Genomic DNA, 22,036 nt, shown 5'->3' with positions numbered 1-22,036 from the left:
TGCGGATCGCCCCGCGCCCGTGCTCAGAGCCCCGCAGCATCAAGGAGAGTCGGTGATGAACTCGGTCAAGGAACGTCTGGAGGCGCTCGGCCTGACGCTGCCGAAGGCGGCGGCCCCGGTCGCGAACTACGTGCCCTATATCCGCACCGGCAATCTCGTCGTCATCTCCGGCCAGATCTGCTTCGGGCCGGACGGTACCCTCGACCCGGCCCACAAGGGCAAGCTCGGCGCCGAGGTCTCGGCCGAGCAGGGCGTGGCGGCGGCCCGGCTCTGCGCGCTCAACGTGCTCGCCCAGCTTCAGGCGGCGATCGGCGATCTCGACCACGGCGTCGTGCAATGCGTGCGGCTCGGCGGCTTCATCAATGCGGTGCCGAGTTTTGCCGGGCTCGCCCCGATCATGAACGGCGCCTCGGACCTGATGGTCGAGATCCTGGGCGACCGCGGCCGCCACGCCCGCTCGACGGTCGGCGTCGCCGAACTGCCCCTCGACGCCGCGGTCGAGGTCGAGGCGATGTTCGAGGTCGCGTGAGCGCGATCCTGGATCGGGCGCCGGACTGGCTCACCGCCCGTCCGATCGCCCATCGCGGCCTGCACGATCGCGCCGCCGGCCTGCCCGAGAACACCCTGGCGGCGGCCGAGGCCGCGGTCGCGGGCGGCTACGCCATCGAATGCGACGTGCAGCTCAGCGCCGACGGCGAGGCGATGGTGTTCCACGACGAGGCCCTGGGGCGCCTCACCGAGGCCTCCGCGCCCGTGGAAGCCCGCACGGCCGCCGAACTCGGCGCGCTCGCCGTCGCCGGCACGGCGGAGCGCATCCCGACCCTGGCGGCGTTCCTGCAGCGGGTCGCGGGCCGCGTCCCCGTCGTCGTCGAGATCAAGTCGCGCTTCGACGGCGACCGGCGCCTGACCCGCCGCACCGCCGAGATCGTCGCCGAACTCGACGCGCCGGTGGCCCTGAAATCCTTCGATCCGGGCATCGTCGCCACGCTCGCCGAGATCGCCCCGGACCGGCCCCGCGGCATCGTCGCGGAGGCGAGCCAGGACGATCCGCACTACGCCCTGCTGGCGCCGTCGGTGCGGGCCGAGCTGTCGGGCCTGCTCCACCTGCATGTGAGCCGTCCGCACTTCCTGTCGTGGCGCGTCGGCGACCTGCCGGGCCCCGTCCCCTATCTCTGCCGTCGGCTCGGGCAGATGCCGGTGATGACCTGGACCGTGCGCACGCAGGCGCAGCGGGCGCTGGCGCAGGAGCACGCCGACCAGATGGTCTTCGAGGGTTTTCGCCCGTAACGGGCTCCCCAAGGGCAAGTCCTTTGGCGGGTGCAGGGCAGAGCCCTGCTGACGCTCAGGCCGCGCGCACGGTGTCGAGGAAGCGGGCGACCTCCGCCGAGAGGTGCTCGGACTGGCGCGACAGTTCGGTCGCCGAGGACAGCACCTGGGCCGCCGCCGCGCCGGTCTCCTCGGCGGCACCCGCCACGCTGGCGATGGTGCGGGTGACCGCCTCCGTGCCGCCCGCAGCCTGGGCGACGTTGCGCACGATCTCCTGCGTCGCCGCCCCCTGCTCCTCGACCGCGGCGGCGATGCCGGTGGCGACGCCGCTGATCTCGCGGATGCGCCCGGCGATGCTGTCGATGGCGCCGACCGCCTGCCCCGTGGCGCCCTGGATGCGCCCGATCTGCCCGGTGATCTCCTCCGTCGCCCGGGCGGTCTGGTTGGCGAGTTCCTTCACCTCCGCCGCGACGACGGCGAAGCCGCGGCCCGCCTCGCCGGCGCGGGCGGCCTCGATCGTGGCGTTCAGCGCCAGAAGGTTGGTCTGGCCGGCGATGGTCGAGATCATCGCCACCACGTCGCCGATGCGCGCGGCGGCCTCGGAGAGGTCGCGCACGAGGATTGCCGTCTGCCCGGCCTCGGCGACGGCCGCCTGCGCCAGCGAGGCCGAGCCGTCGACCTGCCGGCCGATCTCCTGCACCGAGGCGCCGAGCTCCTCCGCCGCGGCGGCGACCGTGCCGACATTGGAGGCGGCCTCCTCGGCGGAGGCGGCGACCGTGCCGGACTGGCCGGCGGTCTGGCTGGCATTGGCGGTCAATTGCTGGGCGGTGGCCTGCAGCTCGGTCGCGGCGGCGGTCACGCCCTGAACGATACCGCCGACGGCGCGCTGGAAGTCGTCGGCGAGGGCCCTCGCGGCGGCCCGGCGCTGCGCCTCGGCGCCGGCGCGGGCGGCCCGCGTCTCCTCCTCGAGGGCGCGGGTGCGGATCAGGTTGTCCTTGAACACCTGCACCGCCGCGGCCATGGCGCCGATCTCGTCGCCGCGCTCCCGTCCCGGCACCGCGACCGCCGCGTCACCGCTCGCGAGCGCGCCCATCGCCCCGGTCATCCGGGTGATCGGGCGCGAGATCCCGAACCAGCCGAACAGGGCGGCGGCGAGCGCGGAGAGCAGCGTCACGGCCATGGCGATCCAGGCGGCGGCCGTGGCGGAGGCGGCGCTGCCGACGGCCCCCTCGACGCTGGCCTTGGCCCCGCGCTTGTTGAGGGCGAGGTTCTCCTGAAGCACCTTGGTGGCGGACTGTGCGAGGCCCAGGGCCTCCGGCCCGGTCAGCAGGGCGAGGGCCTCGGGCTGGCGCCCCTCCCGCATCAGGCCGACGATCGTCTCGACCCGCTGCGTGTAGGTCGCCCAGGTCTCGGAGAAGCGCTGGTACAGCGCCCGCTCCTCGGGCGAGGTGATCATCGGCTCGTAGGCCCGCCGCAGGGCCTCGAGGGCGGCCTGGCTCGTGCGCACGCTCTTCTCGTTCTCCTCGCGCAGCGCGGCGGTCGGCGAGGCGGCGACGTAGCGGTAGGTCTTCACCCGCTCGTCGCGGGTCGCGGTGCTGATGTCGCCGAGCAGTCCGACCGAGGGCAGCCAGTTGTCGGCGATGTCGCGGACCTCGTGGTCGATGGCCGAAAGCTTGACGACGCTGAGACCGCCCTGAACCGCAGCAACCACGGCCAGAAGGCTGAACGAGCCCGCCAGGGCTGCCTTGAGGGAAACGCGCATGATGAGTCCGGGAAGGGATGGAGACGCTCAGTCCCGCTACCCTGCACCGGAATACTTAAGGTTCTATCGATTTCTGCAAGAAAATGCACATTCCGCTGCCGTCGGGTGCTGGCGCGGGCAGGGCCGAGAGCCGGACCGAAGGGGGCCGGCCCTCCGCCCGGCGGCTTACCGGCTGCCCTCCGGCCGCTCCGACGAACTCTTCTTCTCGGTCGTCGCCTCGGGCTGGCCCAGAAACTCGGCGAGGTAGCCCTTCCACAGGCCGGCGAACCGCAGGGATTGGTGGCCGTGGGTCTCGGGCGAGGTCGGGACCAGCACGAAGCGGCCGTCCTTCACCCGGGCGAACGCCGCGTTCATCACGTCGAGCTGAGGCGGATTGAGCTCGTCGTCGGCGAAGTTCACCGCCAGCACCTTGGCGGTGATCTTTTCCAGGTCCGGCGAGGGGTCGTAGTCGTAGGACGAGTCGAACCAGTACATCCAGTCGTTGGCGTCGGCCTTGTTCTCGTAGCCGGCGATCATCTTGTCGTAGGCCTTGTCGGCCGCGGCGCGGGTCGGCGCCTGCTTCTGCAGGCCGAGCACGCTCTCGGTCATGATGTTGAAGATCGGCAGGATGCGCCCGAAATGGCGCGGCTGCTCGGTATAGTCCCCGCCCTTCCAGTCGGGATCCGTGCGGATGCCCTCGATCAGCAGGCGCCGCCACAGGGCGTTGCGCCCGCTCACCGGGATCGGCTGGCTCGCCACCGCCATCAGCAGGTCCATGCTGCCGGGGTAGCGCTCGCCCCACATCCAGGCCTGCATCCCGCCCATGGAGGTGCCGAGCACGAGGCGCAGGTGCTTGACCCCGAGCGCCTCGGTGACGACCCGGTGCTGGCCCTCCACCACATCCGCGTAGCCGTAGCGGGGAAAGCGTGCCTTGAGGCCGTCGGAGGGCTTCGAGGAGCCGCCGCGGCCGAGCCCGTCGGGCAGGATCACGTACCAGCGCTTCGCGTCCAGGGGCGCGCCCTCGCCGAACAGCTCCGGCCCGACGGTCGGGATCAGGAAGCTCTTTCCGGTGCCCGTGGTGCCGTGCAGGACGAGCACGGCGTTGTCGATCTCGCCATCGGCACCGCGGTGCGGCGTGCCGAGGGTGGTGTAGTGCAGCTTGACCCGGTCCAGGCTCTCGCCGCTGGCGAATTTGAAGTTCTCGACGACGTGGTCGCCCTCCTGCTGGCCCGGATAGGCGGCCGGCGCGGCGCGGACCGGGGCCGGCGCGAGGCCCGCAGAGAGGCCGGCAGCGAGCGGGGCCAGCGCCATCGTCGTGACCAGCAGAGCCGTGCGAAGCGAGCGTATCCGAGCAGCCATCAAGCGTTCTCCTCAACCCATCCGAACGAGCGTTCCACCGCTCGCCCCCAGCCGGCGAAGAGTGCCCGACGTTCCTCCGCCTCGATACGCGGATGCCAGCGTTTGTCCACGGCCCAGTTATCGCGAAGATCCTCGAGCGTTTTCCAAAACCCGGTGGCAAGGCCGGCGGCGTAGGCCGCGCCGAGCGCCGTCGTCTCCGAAACCTTGGGGCGCAGGGTCGGCCGGTCGAGGATGTCGGCCTGGAACTGCATCAGGAGGTCGTTGCCGGTCATGCCGCCGTCGCAGCGCAGTTCGGGAATCGGACAGCCGGAATCGCGCTCCATCGCCTCGAGCACCTCGCGGGTCTGGTAGGCGGTGGCCTCCAGGCAGGCGCGGGCGATATGGCCGCGGTGGGCGAAGCGGGTCAGGCCGATGATCAGGCCGCGGGCGTCGTCCCGCCAGTGCGGAGCGTAGAGGCCGGAGAAGGCCGGCACCACGTAGACGCCGCCATTGTCCTCGGCGCTGCGGGCCAGCCCCTCGATCTCGCTCGACGCGCCGATCAGCCCGAGATTGTCCCGCAGCCACTGGACCAGGGCGCCGGTGATGGCGATGGAGCCTTCGAGGGCGTAGGCCGGCGGGCCTCCGTCGAGCTGATAGGCCACGGTGGTGACGAGCCCGGCGGTGGAGGCGACGGGTTCGGGGCCGGTGTTCATCAGCGCGAAGCATCCGGTGCCGTAGGTGTTCTTGGCCTCGCCCGCCGAGAAGCAGGTCTGCCCGAACAGGGCGGCCTGCTGGTCGCCGAGAATCCCGCCGACCGCCACGCCGGGGAACGGGTCGCGGGTCTCGCCGAGCACGGCACTGGAGGAGACGATCCGCGGCAGCACCCCCCGCGGGATGCGGAACACGCCGAGCATGGCCTCGTCCCAGTCGAGGGTCGCCAGCGACATCAGCTGCGTGCGGCTGGCATTGGTGACGTCGGTGACGTGCAATCCGCCGTCCGGGCCGCCGGTGAGGTTCCAGACGAGCCAGGAATCGATCGTGCCGAACAGGGCGGTTCCGTCCTCGGCGAGCGCCCGCGCCCCGTCGACATGGTCCAGCAGCCACGCGAGCTTGGAGGCGGAGAAGTAGCTCGCCAGCGGCAGGCCGGTCACGCCGCGGAAGCGGTCGCGGCCGCCGTCGCGGGCGAGCGCGGCCACCTGCCGGTCGGTGCGGGTGTCCTGCCAGACGAGGGCGTGGTGCAGCGGCTCGCCGGTGCGGCGGTCCCAGAGCAGGGCCGTCTCGCGCTGGTTGGTGAGGCCGATGGCGGCCAGATCCCGCGGCTCCAGCCCGGCCTGGGCCAGCCCCTCGCGCATCACCGCGTGGGTGTTGCGCCAGATCTCCCGCGGGTCGTGCTCGACCCAGCCGGGACGGGGAAAGATCTGCTCGTGCTCGCGCTGGGCCTGCGCCAGGATGGTGCCCCGGCGGTCGAACACGATGAAGCGCGTGCTCGTGGTGCCCTGGTCGATCGCCCCGATCGCGTCCGGCATGGCCCCTCTCCCGGCGTTCCTCACGTCCGGAATCGTGATGTCGCCCGGCGCGAGAGGGCGATCCTACACGAGGCGCCGCCTGCCGGAACCGGTCAGCCCGCCCCTGCGCGTTCCAACTGGGCCGGAGTGTTCTGGGCTCCCATCTGGCGGGCCATGTCGGCGGCGCTCATCCCGGAGGCGTCGCGCCGGGCCGGATCGGCGCCGTGGGCCAGCAGCAGATCGACGATCTCGGTGCGGTCGAACATCGCCGCCACCATCAGCGCGGTGCGGGAGCCGTCGCCGGCCCCGTCGACCTGCGCCCCGTGCTCCAGGAGCAGCCGGACGATCTCGGCATCGCCCTTGAAGGCCGCCCCGGCGAGCGGGGTCTGGCCGCGGTCGTTGGCGAGTTCGGGGTCGCCCCCGGCCTCCAGGATCGCGCGGGCCGCCGCCGCCTGCCCGTTATAGGCGGCGAGCATCAACAGGCTGTCGCCCTTGTCGTTGCGCAGGTTTGCCGGAAGCCCCTGACCGAACAGCTCGGCCAACTCCTCGGCATGGCCCATCCGGGCGTACTGGAAGACGCGGGCGGCGAAGGCGAGGGTCTCGTCGTCGAGGGCGGGGCGGTCAGCGGACATGGTTTTCGCGTCGCGGCTTCGATGGTTGGGAGGTCCGCCTCAGGGCGGCTCTGTGCATGGCGCGGGTAGGTAGCGCTGCCCGGCGGCCCGGCCAGCCGGGCCTCGGCCCCTGCTGCGCGCGGACCGGTCCAGTCGAGCCGGAGCGACGGCGCCATGGCGATCCCGACGCGAACGTATGGCACAAGGTGGATGCGCAACCCCGTTGCCGCCTCGAAGGCGGGAAGCATCGCGAAAACGGGCACGACCGGCAGGAGCCCGACCATCGCGACCCGGACGGTCATCTGAACGAATTGCATGCCCTCGGCCGAGGCCATGCCGAAGCTACCGGAGCCCGCGCGCCGAGCGGCTTCTTCCCGGCGCGCGGGCCGGACGATCAGGCCGCTACGGTGAGGACGGGCGGGTTCAGCCCCCCGAACCGCCGGTCGCGGGCGGAAAAGTCGGCGACCGCCGCGGCGAGGTCGGTGGCGCTGAAATCAGGCCACATCCGCTCGGTGAAGTGCAGCTCCGCGTAGGCCGCCTCCCAGAGCAGGAAGTCGGAGAGCCGCTTCTCACCGCCGGTGCGGATCAGGAGATCGACGTCGCCGTCCCCGCACAGAGCCCCGCTCATGGCCTCGCGGCTCAGGTCCTCCGGCCCGAGCCGGGCGGCGGCGGCGAGGATCGCGTCGCGCGAGGAATAGTCGACGGCGATGCGCAGGTGCAGCCGGTCGCCCGCGGCGGTCGCGGCCTCGGCCCGCGCGATCGCCTCCGGGATGCCCGCGGGCAGGCGGTCGCGCCGGCCGATCACGGTCAGGCGGGTGCCGCTGCGGGCGAGCCGCTCGGTCTCGCCGCGCAGATAGGCCCGCAGCAGGCGCATCAGCCCGCCGACCTCCTCGGCGGGGCGGCGCCAGTTGTCGCTGGAGAAGGCGTAGAGCGTCAGCGTGCCGACGCCGAGGCCGGGAGCCGCCTCCGCCACCCGCTGGATCGTCTTGACGCCCGCCCGGTGGCCCGCGCTCCGGGGCAGGCCGCGGGCGCTCGCCCAGCGGCCGTTGCCGTCCATGATGATCGCCGCGTGCAGACCGGATCTGCGATCGAGAGGGCTTTGCATCGTAAAGTCTCCGGGCGAGATGCGGGACGTGCGGGGGCGTTCGATGGGATGTCGGGAGCGGCCGTCAGACCGGTTCGGCGAGGCCGGAGCGATCGTGGCCGGTGGGCCGCTCTTCGGCAGCCTGGGACCGGCCGGCCGCACCCTGCGAGCGGCCCGCCGCTTGCGCGGCGTCGCGCACCACCTGCTCCAGCACCCCGAGATAGTCGAGGAAGCGGGTGCGGCCGGAGGGCGTCAGGCGGCAGAGGGTCTGCGGCCGGTTCTGGTCGTAGCCCTTCTCCAGGCTGACGAGGTCGGCCTCCTGCAGCACGGCGAGGTGGCGGCTGAGATTGCCGTCGGTGAGCCCGCACAGGCGCTTGAGGTCGGGAAAGGCGAGGCCGCGGGGATGCGAGACCAGCGAGGTCAGCACCGAGAGCCGCGCCCGCTCGTGGATGATCCGGTCGAGCCCCTCGTAGGAGAAGCGGGCGTCAGGGCGATCAGAGGTCGGCATCGGCGTCTCCGTCGTCAGATCCGTCGGCGTGGCCCGAATGGCGATGGATGATGACGGCGAGCAGCCCCTGGCCCACCGCGAAGGGCAGACCCATCAGCCAGGGCGAGAGGTGGCGGGCCTCGCTGGCGAACGCCAGCACCGTGAGCCCGGCGAGCAGGTACCAGGCCCCCGCCAGCGGCACGGTGCGGGGCAGGATGCGGGCAGACGCGAACAGGCCGAGCCCGACCAGAACCTGCCACAGGCCCGGCAGCATCCAGAGCTGGTCCGGTGCGAAGCGGGCGAAGACGAGCCCGAGGCACAACCCCGCCCCGCCCGCGGGCAGAAACCCTTCGATGGCGCTGAACACCATCGCGTCGGCCAGCCCCGAATGGACCCGGCGCGAGCGGCGCACCGCCTCGAACCCGATCAGGGCGCAGGCGGTGACGGCGGCGGCGACCCAGAGGCCGAAGAAGACGACCGGCCGCGCGGTCGGATCGTCGAGCAGCAGGGCTTGCGCGCCCGCGACGACGAGGGCGAGGAGCCCGGTCGCCGCGAGGGTCGCCGCGCCGAGACCGCGGAAGGCGGTGTCCCGGGCGATCTGCATCCGGATCGCGACGATGTCGGCGAGCGCCTTGTCGAGGTCGCCCTGGCTGTCACGCATGGGGTCCGTCTTCCCGCATCGAGGCGTGCTTTGCATTGCAAAGTACACGCGGGTACAGAGCCGTCAAGCGGGAAGGGTTCAGGTTTCAGCCCGGAGACCGGCGAGGTCGAGGGGACGGGTGAGCATGGCGAGGTCGCCCTTCTCGTTCCGCGGCCACGCGGCCTCCGGGAGGTCACGGTACAACTCGACCCCGTTCCCGTCCGGATCGCGCAGGTAGAGGGCCTCGGACACGCCGTGGTCGCTGGCACCGTCGAGTGGGAGACCGGCCGCCTCGACCCGGCGCAGGGCATCGGCCAGGGCCGCCCGGCTCGGGTAGAGGATCGCGAGGTGGTAGAGGCCGGTATGGCCGGGCGGCGGCGGAGAACCGCCGGCGCTCTCCCAGGTGTTGAGGCCGATATGGTGGTGGTAGCCGCCGGCCGAGACGAAGGCGGCCCGGGCACCGTAGCGCTGCGTCAGCGCGAAGCCGAGCACGCCGCAGTAAAAGGCCAGCGCTCGTTCGAGGTCGGCCACCTTGAGGTGGACGTGGCCGATGCGGGCCCCCGGATGGATCGGTTGGCTCACGCGCTCTCTCCTCGCCTGGCGCGTCACGCGCGCCGCAGGGCATAGGGGCCGTCGCCGAGCCCCGCCTGGACCAGCAGCATCACCGCCCAGAAACCCGCGAACTCCCAGCCGCCGCCGGGATTCTGCGCGAAGAAGCCGTTGGCACCGTGCACGGTGACGATGGCGCCGATCAGCACCGGAACCAGAGCCAGGGCGACGAGGCGGGCATAGAGGCCGAGGATCAGGGCGAGGCCGCCGACGGCTTCCACGGCGATCACCGCGTAACCGAGGGCGGGCGGCAGGCCGAGGGAGCCGAAGAAGGCCGCCGTGCCCGCGGGCGTGAACACGAACAGCTTCAGCCCGGCATGGGCCAGGAACAGGCCGCCGAGGGTGAGCCGCAGCAGCAGGGCGGCGTAGGGAGCGGTGCGAGGGTCGGTCGAGGTCATCGCGGTCGGGGTCGTCGCGGTCATGGTCATCTCGGTTCGGTCGTTTCGATCGGCGCCGCGGTGGCGGCGTTCGCGATGACCGGACCATGCCCGCCCCAGGCGATTGCGATAATCCGCGTTCGCTGCCATTCACCTCACTCTGAGAGAGTGAGGTGAGCCGTGCTCGACCGCGTGACGGGAATGCAGGTCTTCGCGCGGGTGGCGGCGCTCGGCAGCTTCTCGGCCGCCGGGCGCGCGCTCGGCCTGTCGCAGACCGGGGTGACCAAGCACGTGGCGGCCCTGGAAGCACGGCTCGGCACGCGGCTCCTGCACCGGACGACGCGCCGCCTGACGCTGACCGAGACCGGCCGCAGCTATCTCGAGGCCTGCGAGCGCATCCTCGCCGAGATCGCCGAGGCCGAGGCCCTGGTCGGGGCCGAAGGGGTGGAGGCGCACGGGACCTTGCGGCTCAACGTGCCGCTCTCCTTCGGCGTGCGGGAGATCGCGCCCGCGCTCGCGGCCTTCTCCGCCGCGCACCCGGCGCTGACGATCGAGCTCGGCCTCAACGACCGGCGGGTCGACCTGATCGAGGAGGGATGGGACCTCGCGGTGCGGATTGGGTCGCTCGCCGATTCCGGGCTGATCGCGCGGCGCCTCGCCTCCAGCCGGCTCGTGGTCTGCGCCGCGCCGGCCTATCTCGACCGGCATGGCACGCCGCGTCGGCCCGAGGAACTGAAGGGCCATAACTGCCTCGGCTACACCCTGTCCGATGCGAGCGGCTGGCGCTTCGGCGATCAGGCCTATCCGGTCTCGGGCACCCTGCGGGCGCCGAACGGCGCCGCCCTGGTGGCGGCGGCCGTGGCCGGTCTGGGGCTCGTCTACCAGCCGACCTTCCTGGTGGCGGAGGCCCTGCGCGCCGGCACCCTCGTCGCCCTCGATCTCGGCGCCCCCTGCCCGACCCTGCCGATCCACGCCCTGATGCCGCCGGGCCGGCGCCCGGCCAAGACCCGCGCCTTCGTCGATTACCTGGCGGAGCGCTTCGCGGGCGAGCCGGCCTGGGAACGGGATCTGCCGGCGGTGCGAAGTGCGGGCGCCAACAGTCTCCCGTCATGAGAACGCCCCGACGCGCGTCCCGACCTCGATCGGCCGCAAGTCTCGGCCATCTCGGGCCGTTCGAACTCTTCCTGAGACCGCCCGACGGGCCCATATTGCCGCTATGCCCGCATCCAAGAATCCGCGCGTGAGCCCGGCCAAGGCGACGGCCAAGCCGGCCTCCAAGGCGACATCGAAGGCAACCTCGAAGACGGCGGCGAAGGCCGACCGGCCCGAGCTGATGCCGCTCGACGAGCATCTCGCCGCCCTGCTCAACCCCGCCCTCAACCGCAACCGCCCGAAGGCCGTCGAGCCGGCGCCGCAGCCGGAGCCGGCCCGGAAGGGTCGTGGCCGGAAGACCGAGCCCGGCGAGGTGCAGGCCTACAAAAGGATCGCGCAGGACGGCTTCGCCGAGGCGCCGCAGGCGGGCTTCGCCATCGGCGATGCCGCCGACGTCGATCCGCGGCTGGCCCAGGCGCTCGGCCTGGTCCCGCCCGACGACGGCCCGGCGCCGGAGGCCGCGCCCGAGGCGCCGTCCCTCGCCACCGAGGGCGTCTCGGCCACCGTCGAGGCGCTGGAAAAGCTCCTCACCGAGGGCAACCCGCTGTTCAAGAACGGCGAGGCCTGGGTACCGCATCGGCCGGAGCGCCCGGCCAAATCGGAGGGCGGCGTCAAATTCACGCTGAAATCCGACTTCACCCCGGCGGGCGACCAGCCCAGGGCCATCGCCGAACTGGTGGAGGGCGTCAAAACCGCCGAGCGCGATCAGGTGCTGCTCGGCGTCACCGGCTCCGGAAAAACCTTCACGATGGCCAAGGTCATCGAGGAGACGCAGCGCCCTGCCCTGATCCTGGCTCCGAACAAGACGCTGGCCGCGCAGCTCTACGGCGAGTTCAAGAGCTTCTTTCCGGACAACGCGGTCGAGTACTTCGTCTCGTACTACGACTATTATCAACCCGAAGCCTACGTGCCGCGATCCGACACGTTCATCGAGAAGGAATCCTCGATCAACGAGCAGATCGACCGGATGCGCCACTCGGCCACCCGCGCCCTCTTGGAGCGCGACGACGTCATCATCGTCGCCTCGGTCTCGTGCATCTACGGTATCGGCTCGGTCGAGACCTACACGGCGATGTCGTTCACCGTCTCGCTCGGCGAGCGGATCGAGCAGCGCCAGCTCATCGCCGACCTCGTGGCACTGCAGTACAAGCGCATCCAGTCGGATTTCGCCCGCGGCACGTTCCGGGTGCGCGGCGACGTCATCGAGCTGTGGCCGGCCCACTTGGAGGATCGCGGCTGGCGCATCGGCCTGTTCGGCGACGAGGTGGAATCGATCGTCGAGTTCGACCCGCTCACGGGCAAGAAGCTCAACGAGCTGAAGTTCGTCAAAGTCTACGCGAACTCGCACTACGTCACCCCGCGCCCCACCCTCCAGCAGGCGATCAAGGGCATCAAGACCGAACTGAAACAGCGCGTCGAGGAGCTGACCCGGATGGGCCGCCTCATCGAGGCGCAGCGGCTGGAGCAGCGCTGCACCTTCGACATCGAGATGATCGAGGCGACGGGGGCCTGCAACGGCATCGAGAACTATTCGCGCTACCTCACCGGCCGCAAGCCCGGCGAGCCGCCGCCGACCCTGTTCGAGTACCTGCCCGACAACGCCCTCGTCTTCACCGACGAGAGCCACGTCACCGTGCCGCAGATCGGCGGCATGTACCGGGGCGACTTCCGCCGCAAGGCGACGCTCGCCGAGTACGGCTTCCGCCTGCCCTCCTGCCTCGACAACCGCCCCTTGCGGTTCGAGGAATGGGACGCGATGCGTCCGCAATCGATCCACGTCTCGGCCACGCCCGCCAAGTGGGAGATGGAGCGCACGGCGGGCGTGTTCGCCGAGCAGGTGATCCGCCCCACCGGCCTCGTCGATCCGGTGATCGAGATCCGCCCGGCGCGGTCCCAGGTCGACGATCTACTCGGAGAAGTCCGCGCCGTGGCCCAGGCCGGCTACCGCACCCTGGTGACCACGCTGACCAAGCGCATGGCCGAGGATCTCACCGAGTATCTGCACGAGAACTCGGTGCGGGTGCGCTACATGCACTCCGACATCGATACCCTGGAGCGCATCGAGATCATCCGCGATCTGCGGCTCGGCGCCTTCGACGTCCTCATCGGCATCAACCTGCTGCGCGAGGGCCTCGACATCCCGGAATGCGCGCTGGTCGCCATCCTCGACGCCGACAAGGAAGGATTTCTGCGCTCCGAGACCTCGCTGATCCAGACCATCGGCCGCGCCGCCCGCAACGCGGAGGCCCGCTGCATCCTCTACGCCGACACCATCACCGGCTCGATGGAGCGGGCGATGGCGGAGACCGAGCGGCGGCGCCAGAAGCAGCTCGCCTACAACGCCGAGCACGGCATCACGCCGCAATCGGTCAAGCGCGGCATCAGCGACATCCTCGAGAGCGTCTACGAGCGCGACCACGTCCGCGTCGATACGGGGCTGGCCAAGGACGCGATCACCGTCGGCCACAACCTCAAGGCCGTCATGGCCGATCTCGAGAAGCGGATGCGCGCGGCGGCCGCCGATCTCGACTTCGAGGAGGCCGCGCGGCTGCGCGACGAGCTCAAGCGCCTCCAGGCCACCGAGCTCCTGGTCTCCGACGATCCCATGGCCCGCCAGAGCGACGTCGAGCGCGAGGCCGGGCGCTACGGGCAGAAGGGCAGCCGGATCTCGAAGCCGTCGCTGGACAATATGGGGCCGGGCACCGACCGCGAATTGCCGGCCGGGGCCGTGCCCTGGCAGGAGCGGCCGAAGGCGCGCTCGACGCAGGGGCTCGGCGGTCAGAAGCCCCGCTACAAGGGGGGCGGCGGGCGCAAGCGCGGCTGAGGCCTCCGCGCAAATCCCCGACGAGGGGAGGCTCGACAAGGGGAACCTTGGCCATCGGCTGGGATTGGCCCTTCAGATCCTGCAACCGCCGGGTGGCCCCGCCGCGAGCCCGGCCGGCGGCCGAAGCCTGCGGGAAGTCTCGAAGGAGCCGACCGATGCGATCCCCCTCTCCCCTCCGCCGGGCCGCTCTGAGCGCCCTCCTCGGCAGCCTGATCCTGTCGGCGCCGGCGCTCGCCCAGAGCGTGGCCAATCCCAACGACCAGCCCACCGCCGGCACCCTGCCCTCCGGCACCGACACCGTGCGGGGCAACGCGCGCACCGCCGAGCGGGCGACCGGCGAGGTGTCGCTTCCGAGCGCGATCCGCTCCTCGACCTCGGTCATGCCGGAGGGCCGGAGCAGCGGGAAGACCGTGCGCACCAACCCCTCCGACCATCTCTCGAAGCCGTTCCGCTCGAGCTACGAGAACTGATCCGCAACCTCATCCCGCCCCCCGCCGTTGGACCGGCACGGCTGCCTGAGCGCGCTCCGCCGAAGTGGAACACCGGTTCGGCGGAGCGCGCACCGAAGCGAGGATCTGGAGTCCTGCCCGAACGCATCGCCTTCGGGCAGGACTCCAGAGGCGGCGTGAACCGGCGGGAGGAGACGAGATGGGGCTGCTCGATCAGGTCATCGGCGGAGTCGTGGGACAGGTACTGGGGGGCGGGCGCGGCGGCGCCCTCGCCTCGCCGGTGGTCAAGGCGCTGCTCATGCTCCTGCTCGCCAAGGGCGCGAGCGGCGGCCTCGGCGACATTCTCGGCCGCGGATCGCCCGGGTCCGGCGGTCGCCCCCTGCCCGGCCCGGGCGCCGACGACGGCGATCTCGGCGGCTTCAACCAGGGCCGCCGCAGCGGACCGCCGGGCCAAGCGGGCGATCCCGGCGGCGATTTCAGCGATCTCGCCGGCATGCTCGACGGTCCGGGGGACGGCCCCTCCGGGCACCGCTCGCCCGGCGAAGGGCCCTATGCCGGGCTCGACCGGGAGCCGCAGGACGAGAGCGGCGCGGTCGCCGGCGGCCTCGACGGCCTGATCCAGAGCTTCGAGCGCAGCGGGCTGGGCGACGTGATCGGCTCGTGGATCGGCCACGGCCCCAACCGCGAGATCGCCCCGAACCGCCTCGCCGAGGCCCTGGGCCCGGACACCCTCGACACGCTGGGCCGCGAGACCGGCCTGCCGCGCGAGGATCTGCTCGCGCAGCTGTCGCAGGCCCTGCCCGGCGTGATCGACGCCCTGACGCCCCAGGGCCGCGCTCCGAGCCGCGAGGAACGCGGCGGCTGGTAAGGATTCCCGCGAGAAGGAACCCGCCATGGCCTACGAGCTGCACTACTGGCCGATGATTCCCGGTCGCGGCGAGTTCGTGCGGCTCGCCCTCGAACAGGCCGGGGCGGATTATGTCGATGTCGCCCGGCGGCCCGAAGAGGACGGCGGCGGGATCGCGGCGATGATGGACCGCCTGGAGGACGAGCCGGTCCGCCCGCCCTTCGCCCCGCCCTTCCTCAGGGACAGCGACCGGGTGATCGGTCAGACCGCGGCGATCCTGCTCTATCTCGGGCCGCGCATCGGCCTCGTTGGAGCGGACGAGACCGACCGGATCTGGACGCATCAGATCCAGCTGACGATCGCCGACATGGTGGCGGAGGCGCACGACACCCATCATCCCGTCGGCGTCGGCCTGTACTACGAGGACCAGCGGCCGGAGGCGCGCCGCCGGGCCGAGGACTTCTGCCGGAACCGGATCCCGAAGTTCCTGGCCTGGTTCGAGCGGGTGCTGGCCGGCAACCCGGCGGGGGCCGGGCACTTGGTAGGCGGGCAAGTCAGCTACGCCGACACCTCGCTGTTCCAGCTCGTGGCGGGCCTGCGCTACGCTTACCCGAACGCCGCGGCCCGGGCCCTGGCGCAGGCGCCGCGCGTCGCCGCCCACGCGGAGCGAATCGGGAGGCTGCCGCGCATCGCGGCCTACCGTGCCAGCGAGCGGTGCCTTCCCTTCAACGAACAGGGCATCTTCCGGCACTACCCGGAACTCGATCTCGGCTGAACCTCGACGCTCACCGCGTGACCTGTAACATCGTCGGGAAAGCTGTCTTCCGGCGAAACGGTCGCGCTTGTGCCGCCCTACGGCGTGCTACACGTGGCAGCGTGAGCATCATCGAGAGCCTCCCCACCCTCGGCGAGCCGAGCGTCGAACCGACGGGTTTCCGGGTCGCGGAGCCGTTGCGCACGGCGCAGGATGCCCTCGCTCGGGCGCAGGACGCCGCCGGGATCGGCGTGTTCACCCTCGACCTGCAGGCGGGCGTCCTGCATCCGAACCCCGCCTTCTGCCGCCTGCACGGCCTGGAGCTGCGCGAGGCCTATCCCCTCGCCGCGCTGATCGAGCGGCTCGGGGCGGAGGATGCGGCGGCAGTCCCCTCGGGCGAGACGCCGGCCGAAGAGACGGTCTACCGCGTCCGCGACTCCCTGACCGGCGCGCCGCGCTGGATCGCCCGCACCCTCGAGGTCGAGCGCGACGCGGGCGGGGCGATCCTGCGGCTCACCGGCGTGACCCGCGACGTGACCGAGCAGCGAGCCCAGCGCACGGTGCTCGCGGAGAGCGAGCAGCACTACCGCACGCTGTTCGAGCAGATGGACGAGGGCTACTGCGTCATCGAGTTCATCGACGGCCCGCACGGGCCGCTCAGCGACTACGTCCACGTCACCGCCAACCGCGCCTACGCCCAGCATGCCGGCATCGAGAGCGTGGCGGGAAAACGCCTGCGCGAGATCGTCGGCGCGGAGGCCGAGGGCTGGCTCGCGCTCTACGGCGACGTCCTGCGCACCGGCCGGCCGATCCGCTTCCAGCGCGAGCTGGTCGCCACCGGGCGCTACCTGGAACTCGCCGCCTTCCGCATCGAGCCGCCGTCGCGCCGGCAGGTCGCGGTGCTGTTCCAGGACATCACGGCGCGGCGGCGGGTGGAGCACCTGCTCCATTCCAAGGCCGCCGACCTGGAGGCGGAGGTGGTGGCGCAAAGGCGCGACCGCGACCGCGTCTGGACGCTCTCGCCGGTGCTCAAGGTCGTGGCCTCGCCCGACGGGCGGATCGGCGCGGTGAACCCGTCGTGGAGCCGGACCCTGGGCTGGTCCCCGGCCGAGACGGTGGGCCGCTGCGTGCCCGACTTCTTCGCGCCCGAGGAGCGCGCGGCCGCCGAGGCGGCGCTGGAGCGGCTCGCGGCGGGCGACTCGACCGACCTCGAGTTGACCTGCCTGACCCGGGACGGCGGCACCCGCCGGGTGCTCTGGACCATCGTACCCGCCGACGGGCTGCTCTACGGCTTCGGCCGCGACATCACCGAGCAGCGCCAGGCGGAGGAGGCGCTACGCCAGTCGCAGAAGCTGGAGGCGGTGGGCCAGCTCACCGGCGGCGTCGCCCACGACTTCAACAACCTGCTCACCATCATCCGCTCCTCGGTGGAGTTCCTGCGACGGCCCGACCTCGCGCCCGAGCGCAAGGCGCGCTACCTCGACGCCGTCTCCGACACCGTGGACCGGGCGGCGAAGCTGACGGGCCAGCTCCTCGCCTTCGCCCGGCGGCAGGCGCTCAAGCCCGAGACCTTCGACGTGGGCGAGCGGCTGCGCAGCATCTCGGAGATGCTCGATTCGGTGACCGGCGCGCGCATCCGCGTGGTCACCGACATGCCCGGCACGCCCTGCTACGTGCGCGCCGATGCGAGCCAGTTCGAGACGGCGCTCGTCAACATGGCGGTCAACGCCCGCGACGCCATGGACGGCGAGGGCCGGCTGACGCTCCGCCTCGACGGCGGCGCACCGATGCCGCCGATCCGCGGCCATGCCGGCGCGGCCGGCCCCTTCGTCGCGGTCTCGGTCGTCGACACCGGAACCGGCATCGCCAGCGCCGACCTTATCCGCATCTTCGAGCCGTTCTTCACCACCAAGGAGGTCGGCCGGGGCACCGGGCTCGGCCTTTCCCAGGTGATCGGCTTCGCCAAGCAGTCGGGCGGGGACGTGGACGTGAAGAGCCGCGCGGGCGAGGGCACCACCTTCACCCTCTACCTGCCCGAGGTCGCCGCCCCGCTGGCGGCCCCCGCCCCCGCCGGGCCGGCCCCGGAGGCGGGGGCCGAGGCGCAGCTGCGCATCCTCGTGGTCGAGGACAATCTCGAGGTCGGGCGCTTCTGCACGCAGATCCTGGAGGAGCTCGGCCACCATCCGGTCTGGGCCGAGAACGCCGAGGCCGCCCTGGTCGAACTGGACCGCACCGAGACGCCATTCGACGCGGTGTTCTCCGACGTCGTGATGCCCGGCATGGGCGGCATCGCGCTGGCCCGCCTCCTGCGCGAGCGCCGGCCGGAGCTGCCGGTGGTCCTCACCTCCGGCTACAGCCACGTGCTGGCGCAGGACGACGCGCACGGATTCGAATTGTTGAGGAAGCCGTATTCGGCGCAGGAGTTGGCGCGCGTGCTGCGTGAGATGGCGAGGCGGCGGCCGATACGGGAACCGGCGCCGGCCTAGGCGCAACGCGAACCGTTCGACGGTGGACCGGGCTTCCTTCGGCCCGTTCCTGGCGCTGGAAAGGCCCGGCTACAGGTGCTTGATAAGGACGAGGCGCGCATCCGGATCGGGCGGAGGGTCGTCTGACAGCTCCATGGGACGTGAGGCGTCAGCGGCCCCTTCGCATCACCGACGGAAAAAGCGGTGATCGCGCCGTCCGAGCGTCACGGGGACGATGAGACGTTCGGCAACGTCACGGGCGGTTAAACCCAATCGTCATACAGCCATCACCGTGTTCTCGCCTCGGCGAGGCTATAGGGGGTGGCGCGGCACATGTCGGACAATCAGCGCGAGGCGCTTCGCCAGAAAGCGTTGACCGAGATCGCCCTCCTCGACACGCCGCCCGAACGCGAGTTCGATGTGCTGGCAAAGCTCGCACAACGCATACTTGGCACCGGCATGTCCTCGATCACCCTGATCGCCCCAGAGCGCCAGTGGTTCAAGGCACGCTGCGGGCCCCTGGCACCGGAGACCGCGCGGGCTCAGGCGTTCTGCCCGATCGTGGCCGAGACCGAGGCGCCGCTCACTGTGGCGGATGCTCGCCTCGACCCTCGCTTTGCCGAGAGCCCGTTCGTCACAGGCGCTCCGAACATCCGCTACTACGCGGGCGTCCCGGTTCGCGTCCGGCGGCCTGACGGTGATCCGGTCACCGTCGGCACGCTCTGCGTCCTCGACGAGCGGCCGCGCGAGCCGACGCCGACCGACCTGGAGGTTCTAGAGGAATTGGCCAGCGTCGCCGAGGCTCTGATCGAGTCCCGGGCCGTCGCCCTTCGCGCCGCCGAGGCCGCCGAAGAGCACCGATTGACCGTTGTGCGGTTGGAGCGCGAACGGCGTCAGTTCAAGCAGGCCGAGCGCATGGCCGACATGGGATCGTACCGGTACGACATCGCGAAGCAGTCCACCGCCTGGTCGGACGGCGTCTTCGCCATCCATGAACTGCCCGTCAGCGGCGGCGTGCCGAACGGCGAGATCATGAGGTACTTCCCCGAGCCCGACCGCAAGGCGTTCAACGATGCGGTGATGCGCACGCTGGACACGGGTGAGCCGTTCGAGATGGACGCCGACTTCGTGACTGCGAAGGGCAACGCCCGGCGCGTACGGTGCTCGTGCGAGATCGAGTTGGCCCAGGGCAAGCCCGTCGCCCTCATCGGTCTGATCCAGGACATCACCGAACGGCACGACTTGGAGCAGCGCCTGCGCCACCAAGCCCGCACCGACGACCTGACCCAACTGGCCAACCGAGCCGAGTTCCACCGTGTTCTCGATGCGCGGCTGCGCGAGGCGCGCAGTGCGGACGGCGACGTGGCGGTGCTTCTGATCGACCTCGACGGCTTCAAAGGTGTCAACGACGTCCTCGGCCACGCAGCGGGCGACGCGGTGCTGCGCCGTGTCGCGGATCGGTTGCGCGCCTCCTGCAACAACGGGTGTCTTCCGGCACGGCTGGGGGGCGACGAGTTCGCGGTCGTGATGTCTGCCGATCTCGATCGCGTGGGACTTGATCGCCGGGTGCGGCGCCTCCTGCACGACCTCGAGATCGTCGCGGACGGACAAGGTCAAATCAGTCGCGTGACGGGAACGATCGGAATCGCGTGGTCGAGCGCGGCCGCGCACGACCGCGACGTGCTCCTTCGTCAGGCCGATGCCGCGCTCTACGCCGCCAAGCGGACCCGGAAGGGAACGGCGCAGACCTATCAAGGCGGTGCAGACCACCGGCAGGCTGGTTGAGCATGTCCTCGCCGTGACGATGCTGTGAACGAGCGCGTCATGTCGTCATTCGATATAGCAGCCCATCTCGGGGGCGCGTCCGCTTCCGGTGCGATGCCTCGACAACGCCTAAGGCTCAGGTGAGTCGACGGCGGAACGTCCGCTCGCGGGCACCGTATCAAGGCCCGCTCCCCATCCTCAGCAGCCTTCCAGAAGGGCAGGCTGATTGCGTTTCAACCTTCCGCTGCTGGTCCCACCTCGCGTCTCACGCCGCCATGCGCGGAAACACCAGCGCCTGATGCAGCGAAACACCGGCCGTCACGCCGTCGGCCGAAGCCCAGGCCACGCTGTGGGGAAAGCGGGCCGCGTCCCCGGCCGCGTAGACACCGGGAACCGTCGTTTCCTTCATCGCGTCGGTGCGGATGGTCGGCCCCAGCATCCCCTCGTCCAGGGCGCAGCCGAGCTCCTCGGCGATCGGGCTGTTCAGGCGATACCGGGGGCCGACGAAGAGGGCATCGAGCGGGACCGCCCGGCCATCCGCCATGACGAGGGCCGAGAGGGCCCGGCCGTCGCCCGCGAGGGCCCGGACCGGACCGGGTTCGATCCGGATGTCGCGCCCGGCGAGCCGCGCGCTTGTCTGCGCATCCGGCCCCGGATGCCCGTTCAGGAAGAGCGTGGTCGGGCCCCATTCCGCGATCAGCTCCGCCTGATGGATCGATTTCGGCCCGGCGAACAGCACGCCGAGGACGCGCCCGGCAAACTCGAAGCCGTGGCAATAGGGACAGTGCAGCACGCTCGTCCCCCAGCGCTCGGCCAGTCCGGGAAGATCGGGCAGGATGTCGCTGATGCCGAAGGCGAGGACGAGTTTCGAGGCTTCGAGCCGTTGACCGTCTGCGAGCGAGACGGCGAAGCCGTCGCCTGCGGCCCGCGCCGACACAGCCTCCCCCGCGACGAAGCTGGCGTTCGGATAGCCCGCGAGCTGCGCGCGGGCGGTGGCGATCATCGCCAGCGGATTCTCGCCGTCCTGCGCGAAGAAGCCGTGCGAGGCGGCGGCGAACCGGTTGCGGGGGGCGCCGGCATCGATGACGCAGACCCTGCGGCGGGCGCGGGCGATGTAGAGCGCGGCGGACAATCCGGCGAAGCTGCCGCCGAGGATGATCGCATCAGACCGCATGGGCCGTCCCCGGGTTGAAATCGCCGCCGCGCGCGGCGAGGCGGGCGTGAAAGTCGGCGCTGAGCGCGGCGAGGGTGATCCGGCCGAGCTGGGCCAGCAGCAGCGCCTCGGCTTCGCGAAAGGTCTGGTTCATCGCGGCGTTGACCGCCTGTTCGACGAGGCAGCCGGGCGCCTCGCTCCGGTTGCCCATGGCGAAGAGTTCGGGAGCGCCGAGCGCCTCGTAGATGTCGCGCAGGGTCACGGTCTCGAAATCGCAGGCGATCTGCCAGCCCCCGCCATGCCCCTTCTCCGAGCGGACGTAACCCCGGTCGCGCAGGCCCGCCATGATGCGCCGGACCACGACGGGGTTGGTCTGCATCACGCCGGCCAGGAACTCGGACGTCACCGGTCCCTCGATCTCGGCCATGTGCAGGAGCACATGGAGAACGCCCGAAAGCTTGCTGTCCCTTCTCATGTAACTTTACATGTTTCATGAAAGGGCGCCTGTCAAGCGCGGGAGAGGGCGAGCCTTACGAATGCAAAAAGGCCCGCCTCCCGGCGGGCCTTCCCCTTGTTGGTCCGAGCCGGACGCCCGGCAGGACGGCGCCGGACGATCCGGAAACGACTACTGCCCGGCCGGCTTGTTCGCGGCGGGCGGATTGGTCGGGGCCGTGGTCTGGCCGGCGGCCGGCGGGGTTGCCGGCGGTGTCGCGGGGGCCGTGGTGGTGGTGTTGGCCGGAGGCGTGGTCGTGCCGGTGGTGTCCTTCTTCTCGTCCTTGCAGGCGGCGAGGCCGAGGGCGACGAGGCCGAGGACGGGAAGCAGCTTGATGGCGCGCATGAGTTCCTCCGTGTCGTTGGACCCTTCGAGCGCCGCCGCGGACGGTCGGCACCGGAAGAGCGGAAACGGGCTTTGCCGTGTTGTGGCAAAGCTGAGAACGCATTGCGGCCCCGAACCGTTCAACATTCCCGC

21 protein-coding genes are annotated in these 22,036 nt (G+C 71.3%); 9 read left to right on the top strand and 12 right to left on the bottom strand.

The features are described 5' to 3' along the window. Window positions 1-55 precede the first annotated feature (55 nt). Window positions 56-529, top strand: a complete 474-nt coding sequence (locus tag HNR01_RS05910; protein ID WP_017484095.1) for a RidA family protein — start codon at window positions 56-58, stop codon at window positions 527-529. Further along, window positions 526-1,287, top strand: coding sequence for a glycerophosphodiester phosphodiesterase family protein (locus HNR01_RS05905; protein WP_183667089.1), 762 nt, complete (start codon window positions 526-528; stop codon window positions 1,285-1,287). Before HNR01_RS05910 ends, HNR01_RS05905 begins: the two co-directional genes overlap by 4 nt. A gap of 55 nt (window positions 1,288-1,342) precedes the next feature. On the opposite strand, the gene HNR01_RS05900 is transcribed toward HNR01_RS05905, so the two are convergent. The 9 genes from HNR01_RS05900 to HNR01_RS05860 all read right to left on the bottom strand — a co-directional run bounded on the left by HNR01_RS05900 (window position 1,343) and on the right by HNR01_RS05860 (window position 9,679). Then, window positions 1,343-3,028: a methyl-accepting chemotaxis protein gene (locus HNR01_RS05900; protein WP_017484097.1), complete on the bottom strand. Its 1,686-nt coding sequence runs from the start codon at window positions 3,026-3,028 to the stop codon at window positions 1,343-1,345. A 165-nt stretch (window positions 3,029-3,193) separates the two neighbouring features. Next, window positions 3,194-4,366 (bottom strand): alpha/beta fold hydrolase, encoded by a 1,173-nt coding sequence (locus HNR01_RS05895; RefSeq protein ID WP_183667088.1) that lies wholly within the window; start codon window positions 4,364-4,366, stop codon window positions 3,194-3,196. Continuing rightward, window positions 4,366-5,871, bottom strand: a complete 1,506-nt coding sequence (glpK, locus tag HNR01_RS05890) for a glycerol kinase GlpK (RefSeq protein ID WP_183667087.1) — start codon at window positions 5,869-5,871, stop codon at window positions 4,366-4,368. Before glpK ends, HNR01_RS05895 begins: the two co-directional genes overlap by 1 nt. A gap of 92 nt (window positions 5,872-5,963) precedes the next feature. After that, a complete protein-coding gene (locus HNR01_RS05885) occupies window positions 5,964-6,482 on the bottom strand; it encodes an ankyrin repeat domain-containing protein (protein ID WP_183667086.1) in 519 nt (172 codons plus the stop codon). A gap of 373 nt (window positions 6,483-6,855) precedes the next feature. After that, the gene (locus HNR01_RS05880) at window positions 6,856-7,566 is read right to left on the bottom strand and encodes a di-trans,poly-cis-decaprenylcistransferase (protein WP_017484101.1); all 711 of its coding nucleotides are present in this window, start codon (window positions 7,564-7,566) and stop codon (window positions 6,856-6,858) included. A gap of 64 nt (window positions 7,567-7,630) precedes the next feature. After that, a complete protein-coding gene (locus HNR01_RS05875; RefSeq protein WP_153874260.1) occupies window positions 7,631-8,053 on the bottom strand; it encodes a transcriptional regulator in 423 nt (140 codons plus the stop codon). Next, window positions 8,040-8,693: a hypothetical protein gene (locus HNR01_RS05870; RefSeq protein WP_153874259.1), complete on the bottom strand. Its 654-nt coding sequence runs from the start codon at window positions 8,691-8,693 to the stop codon at window positions 8,040-8,042. Before HNR01_RS05870 ends, HNR01_RS05875 begins: the two co-directional genes overlap by 14 nt. Before the next feature lie 78 nt (window positions 8,694-8,771). After that, entirely contained in the window at window positions 8,772-9,254 is a 483-nt protein-coding gene (locus tag HNR01_RS05865) for a VOC family protein (protein WP_183667085.1), read from the bottom strand. Window positions 9,255-9,277: 23 nt separating this feature from the next. Further along, entirely contained in the window at window positions 9,278-9,679 is a 402-nt protein-coding gene (locus HNR01_RS05860) for a DoxX family protein (protein ID WP_026105461.1), read from the bottom strand. Window positions 9,680-9,838: 159 nt separating this feature from the next. Here HNR01_RS05860 and HNR01_RS05855 point away from each other — a divergent pair, with 159 nt between their 5' ends. The 7 genes from HNR01_RS05855 to HNR01_RS05825 all read left to right on the top strand — a co-directional run bounded on the left by HNR01_RS05855 (window position 9,839) and on the right by HNR01_RS05825 (window position 19,934). Further along, window positions 9,839-10,771, top strand: a complete 933-nt coding sequence (locus tag HNR01_RS05855) for a LysR family transcriptional regulator (protein WP_183667084.1) — start codon at window positions 9,839-9,841, stop codon at window positions 10,769-10,771. A 103-nt stretch (window positions 10,772-10,874) separates the two neighbouring features. Further along, window positions 10,875-13,634, top strand: a complete 2,760-nt coding sequence (gene uvrB, locus HNR01_RS05850; RefSeq protein ID WP_183667083.1) for an excinuclease ABC subunit UvrB — start codon at window positions 10,875-10,877, stop codon at window positions 13,632-13,634. Window positions 13,635-13,789: 155 nt separating this feature from the next. Beyond that, window positions 13,790-14,104, top strand: a complete 315-nt coding sequence (locus tag HNR01_RS05845; protein ID WP_183667082.1) for a hypothetical protein — start codon at window positions 13,790-13,792, stop codon at window positions 14,102-14,104. 178 nt (window positions 14,105-14,282) lie between these two features. Then, window positions 14,283-14,951, top strand: a complete 669-nt coding sequence (locus HNR01_RS05840) for a YidB family protein (protein ID WP_183667081.1) — start codon at window positions 14,283-14,285, stop codon at window positions 14,949-14,951. Between the two features lie 25 nt (window positions 14,952-14,976). Next, window positions 14,977-15,705, top strand: coding sequence for a glutathione S-transferase (locus tag HNR01_RS05835; RefSeq protein WP_183667080.1), 729 nt, complete (start codon window positions 14,977-14,979; stop codon window positions 15,703-15,705). 107 nt (window positions 15,706-15,812) lie between these two features. Next, complete coding sequence (locus tag HNR01_RS05830) at window positions 15,813-18,170, top strand: PAS domain-containing protein (RefSeq protein WP_183667191.1); 2,358 nt, start codon at window positions 15,813-15,815, stop codon at window positions 18,168-18,170. Between the two features lie 312 nt (window positions 18,171-18,482). Continuing rightward, window positions 18,483-19,934: a diguanylate cyclase domain-containing protein gene (locus tag HNR01_RS05825; RefSeq protein WP_183667079.1), complete on the top strand. Its 1,452-nt coding sequence runs from the start codon at window positions 18,483-18,485 to the stop codon at window positions 19,932-19,934. 244 nt (window positions 19,935-20,178) lie between these two features. Here the strand turns inward: HNR01_RS05825 and HNR01_RS05820 are convergent, their stop codons facing one another. From HNR01_RS05820 to HNR01_RS05810, 3 genes are all read right to left on the bottom strand, one after another. Then, window positions 20,179-21,087, bottom strand: coding sequence for an NAD(P)/FAD-dependent oxidoreductase (locus tag HNR01_RS05820; protein ID WP_183667078.1), 909 nt, complete (start codon window positions 21,085-21,087; stop codon window positions 20,179-20,181). Beyond that, entirely contained in the window at window positions 21,077-21,541 is a 465-nt protein-coding gene (locus HNR01_RS05815) for an Rrf2 family transcriptional regulator (protein ID WP_017484113.1), read from the bottom strand. Before HNR01_RS05815 ends, HNR01_RS05820 begins: the two co-directional genes overlap by 11 nt. Before the next feature lie 150 nt (window positions 21,542-21,691). Beyond that, the gene (locus HNR01_RS05810; RefSeq protein WP_153874251.1) at window positions 21,692-21,904 is read right to left on the bottom strand and encodes a hypothetical protein; all 213 of its coding nucleotides are present in this window, start codon (window positions 21,902-21,904) and stop codon (window positions 21,692-21,694) included. Window positions 21,905-22,036 lie beyond the last annotated feature (132 nt).

It is taken from the genome of Methylorubrum rhodesianum, assembly GCF_014199985.1.
GTDB classification, from domain to species: domain Bacteria; phylum Pseudomonadota; class Alphaproteobacteria; order Rhizobiales; family Beijerinckiaceae; genus Methylobacterium; species Methylobacterium rhodesianum.
Note: the sequence above shows the minus strand (reverse complement) of the source record. Positions and strands in the feature narration are given on the sequence as shown.

What these genes read in the sequence shown, in the direction of transcription:
- HNR01_RS05825 (WP_183667079.1), top strand. Translation starts at nt 18,483, where the DNA reads ATGTCGGACAATCAGCGCGAGGCGCTTCGCCAGAAAGCGTTGACCGAG.
- HNR01_RS05880 (WP_017484101.1), bottom strand. Translation starts at nt 7,566, where the DNA reads ATGCAAAGCCCTCTCGATCGCAGATCCGGTCTGCACGCGGCGATCATC.
- HNR01_RS05900 (WP_017484097.1), bottom strand. Translation starts at nt 3,028, where the DNA reads ATGCGCGTTTCCCTCAAGGCAGCCCTGGCGGGCTCGTTCAGCCTTCTG.
- HNR01_RS05860 (WP_026105461.1), bottom strand. Translation starts at nt 9,679, where the DNA reads ATGACCTCGACCGACCCTCGCACCGCTCCCTACGCCGCCCTGCTGCTG.
- HNR01_RS05840 (WP_183667081.1), top strand. Translation starts at nt 14,283, where the DNA reads ATGGGGCTGCTCGATCAGGTCATCGGCGGAGTCGTGGGACAGGTACTG.
- HNR01_RS05835 (WP_183667080.1), top strand. Translation starts at nt 14,977, where the DNA reads ATGGCCTACGAGCTGCACTACTGGCCGATGATTCCCGGTCGCGGCGAG.
- HNR01_RS05895 (WP_183667088.1), bottom strand. Translation starts at nt 4,366, where the DNA reads ATGGCTGCTCGGATACGCTCGCTTCGCACGGCTCTGCTGGTCACGACG.
- HNR01_RS05845 (WP_183667082.1), top strand. Translation starts at nt 13,790, where the DNA reads ATGCGATCCCCCTCTCCCCTCCGCCGGGCCGCTCTGAGCGCCCTCCTC.
- HNR01_RS05810 (WP_153874251.1), bottom strand. Translation starts at nt 21,904, where the DNA reads ATGCGCGCCATCAAGCTGCTTCCCGTCCTCGGCCTCGTCGCCCTCGGC.
- HNR01_RS05870 (WP_153874259.1), bottom strand. Translation starts at nt 8,693, where the DNA reads ATGCGTGACAGCCAGGGCGACCTCGACAAGGCGCTCGCCGACATCGTC.
- HNR01_RS05885 (WP_183667086.1), bottom strand. Translation starts at nt 6,482, where the DNA reads ATGTCCGCTGACCGCCCCGCCCTCGACGACGAGACCCTCGCCTTCGCC.
- HNR01_RS05820 (WP_183667078.1), bottom strand. Translation starts at nt 21,087, where the DNA reads ATGCGGTCTGATGCGATCATCCTCGGCGGCAGCTTCGCCGGATTGTCC.
- HNR01_RS05875 (WP_153874260.1), bottom strand. Translation starts at nt 8,053, where the DNA reads ATGCCGACCTCTGATCGCCCTGACGCCCGCTTCTCCTACGAGGGGCTC.
- HNR01_RS05910 (WP_017484095.1), top strand. Translation starts at nt 56, where the DNA reads ATGAACTCGGTCAAGGAACGTCTGGAGGCGCTCGGCCTGACGCTGCCG.
- glpK (WP_183667087.1), bottom strand. Translation starts at nt 5,871, where the DNA reads ATGCCGGACGCGATCGGGGCGATCGACCAGGGCACCACGAGCACGCGC.
- HNR01_RS05815 (WP_017484113.1), bottom strand. Translation starts at nt 21,541, where the DNA reads ATGAGAAGGGACAGCAAGCTTTCGGGCGTTCTCCATGTGCTCCTGCAC.
- uvrB (WP_183667083.1), top strand. Translation starts at nt 10,875, where the DNA reads ATGCCCGCATCCAAGAATCCGCGCGTGAGCCCGGCCAAGGCGACGGCC.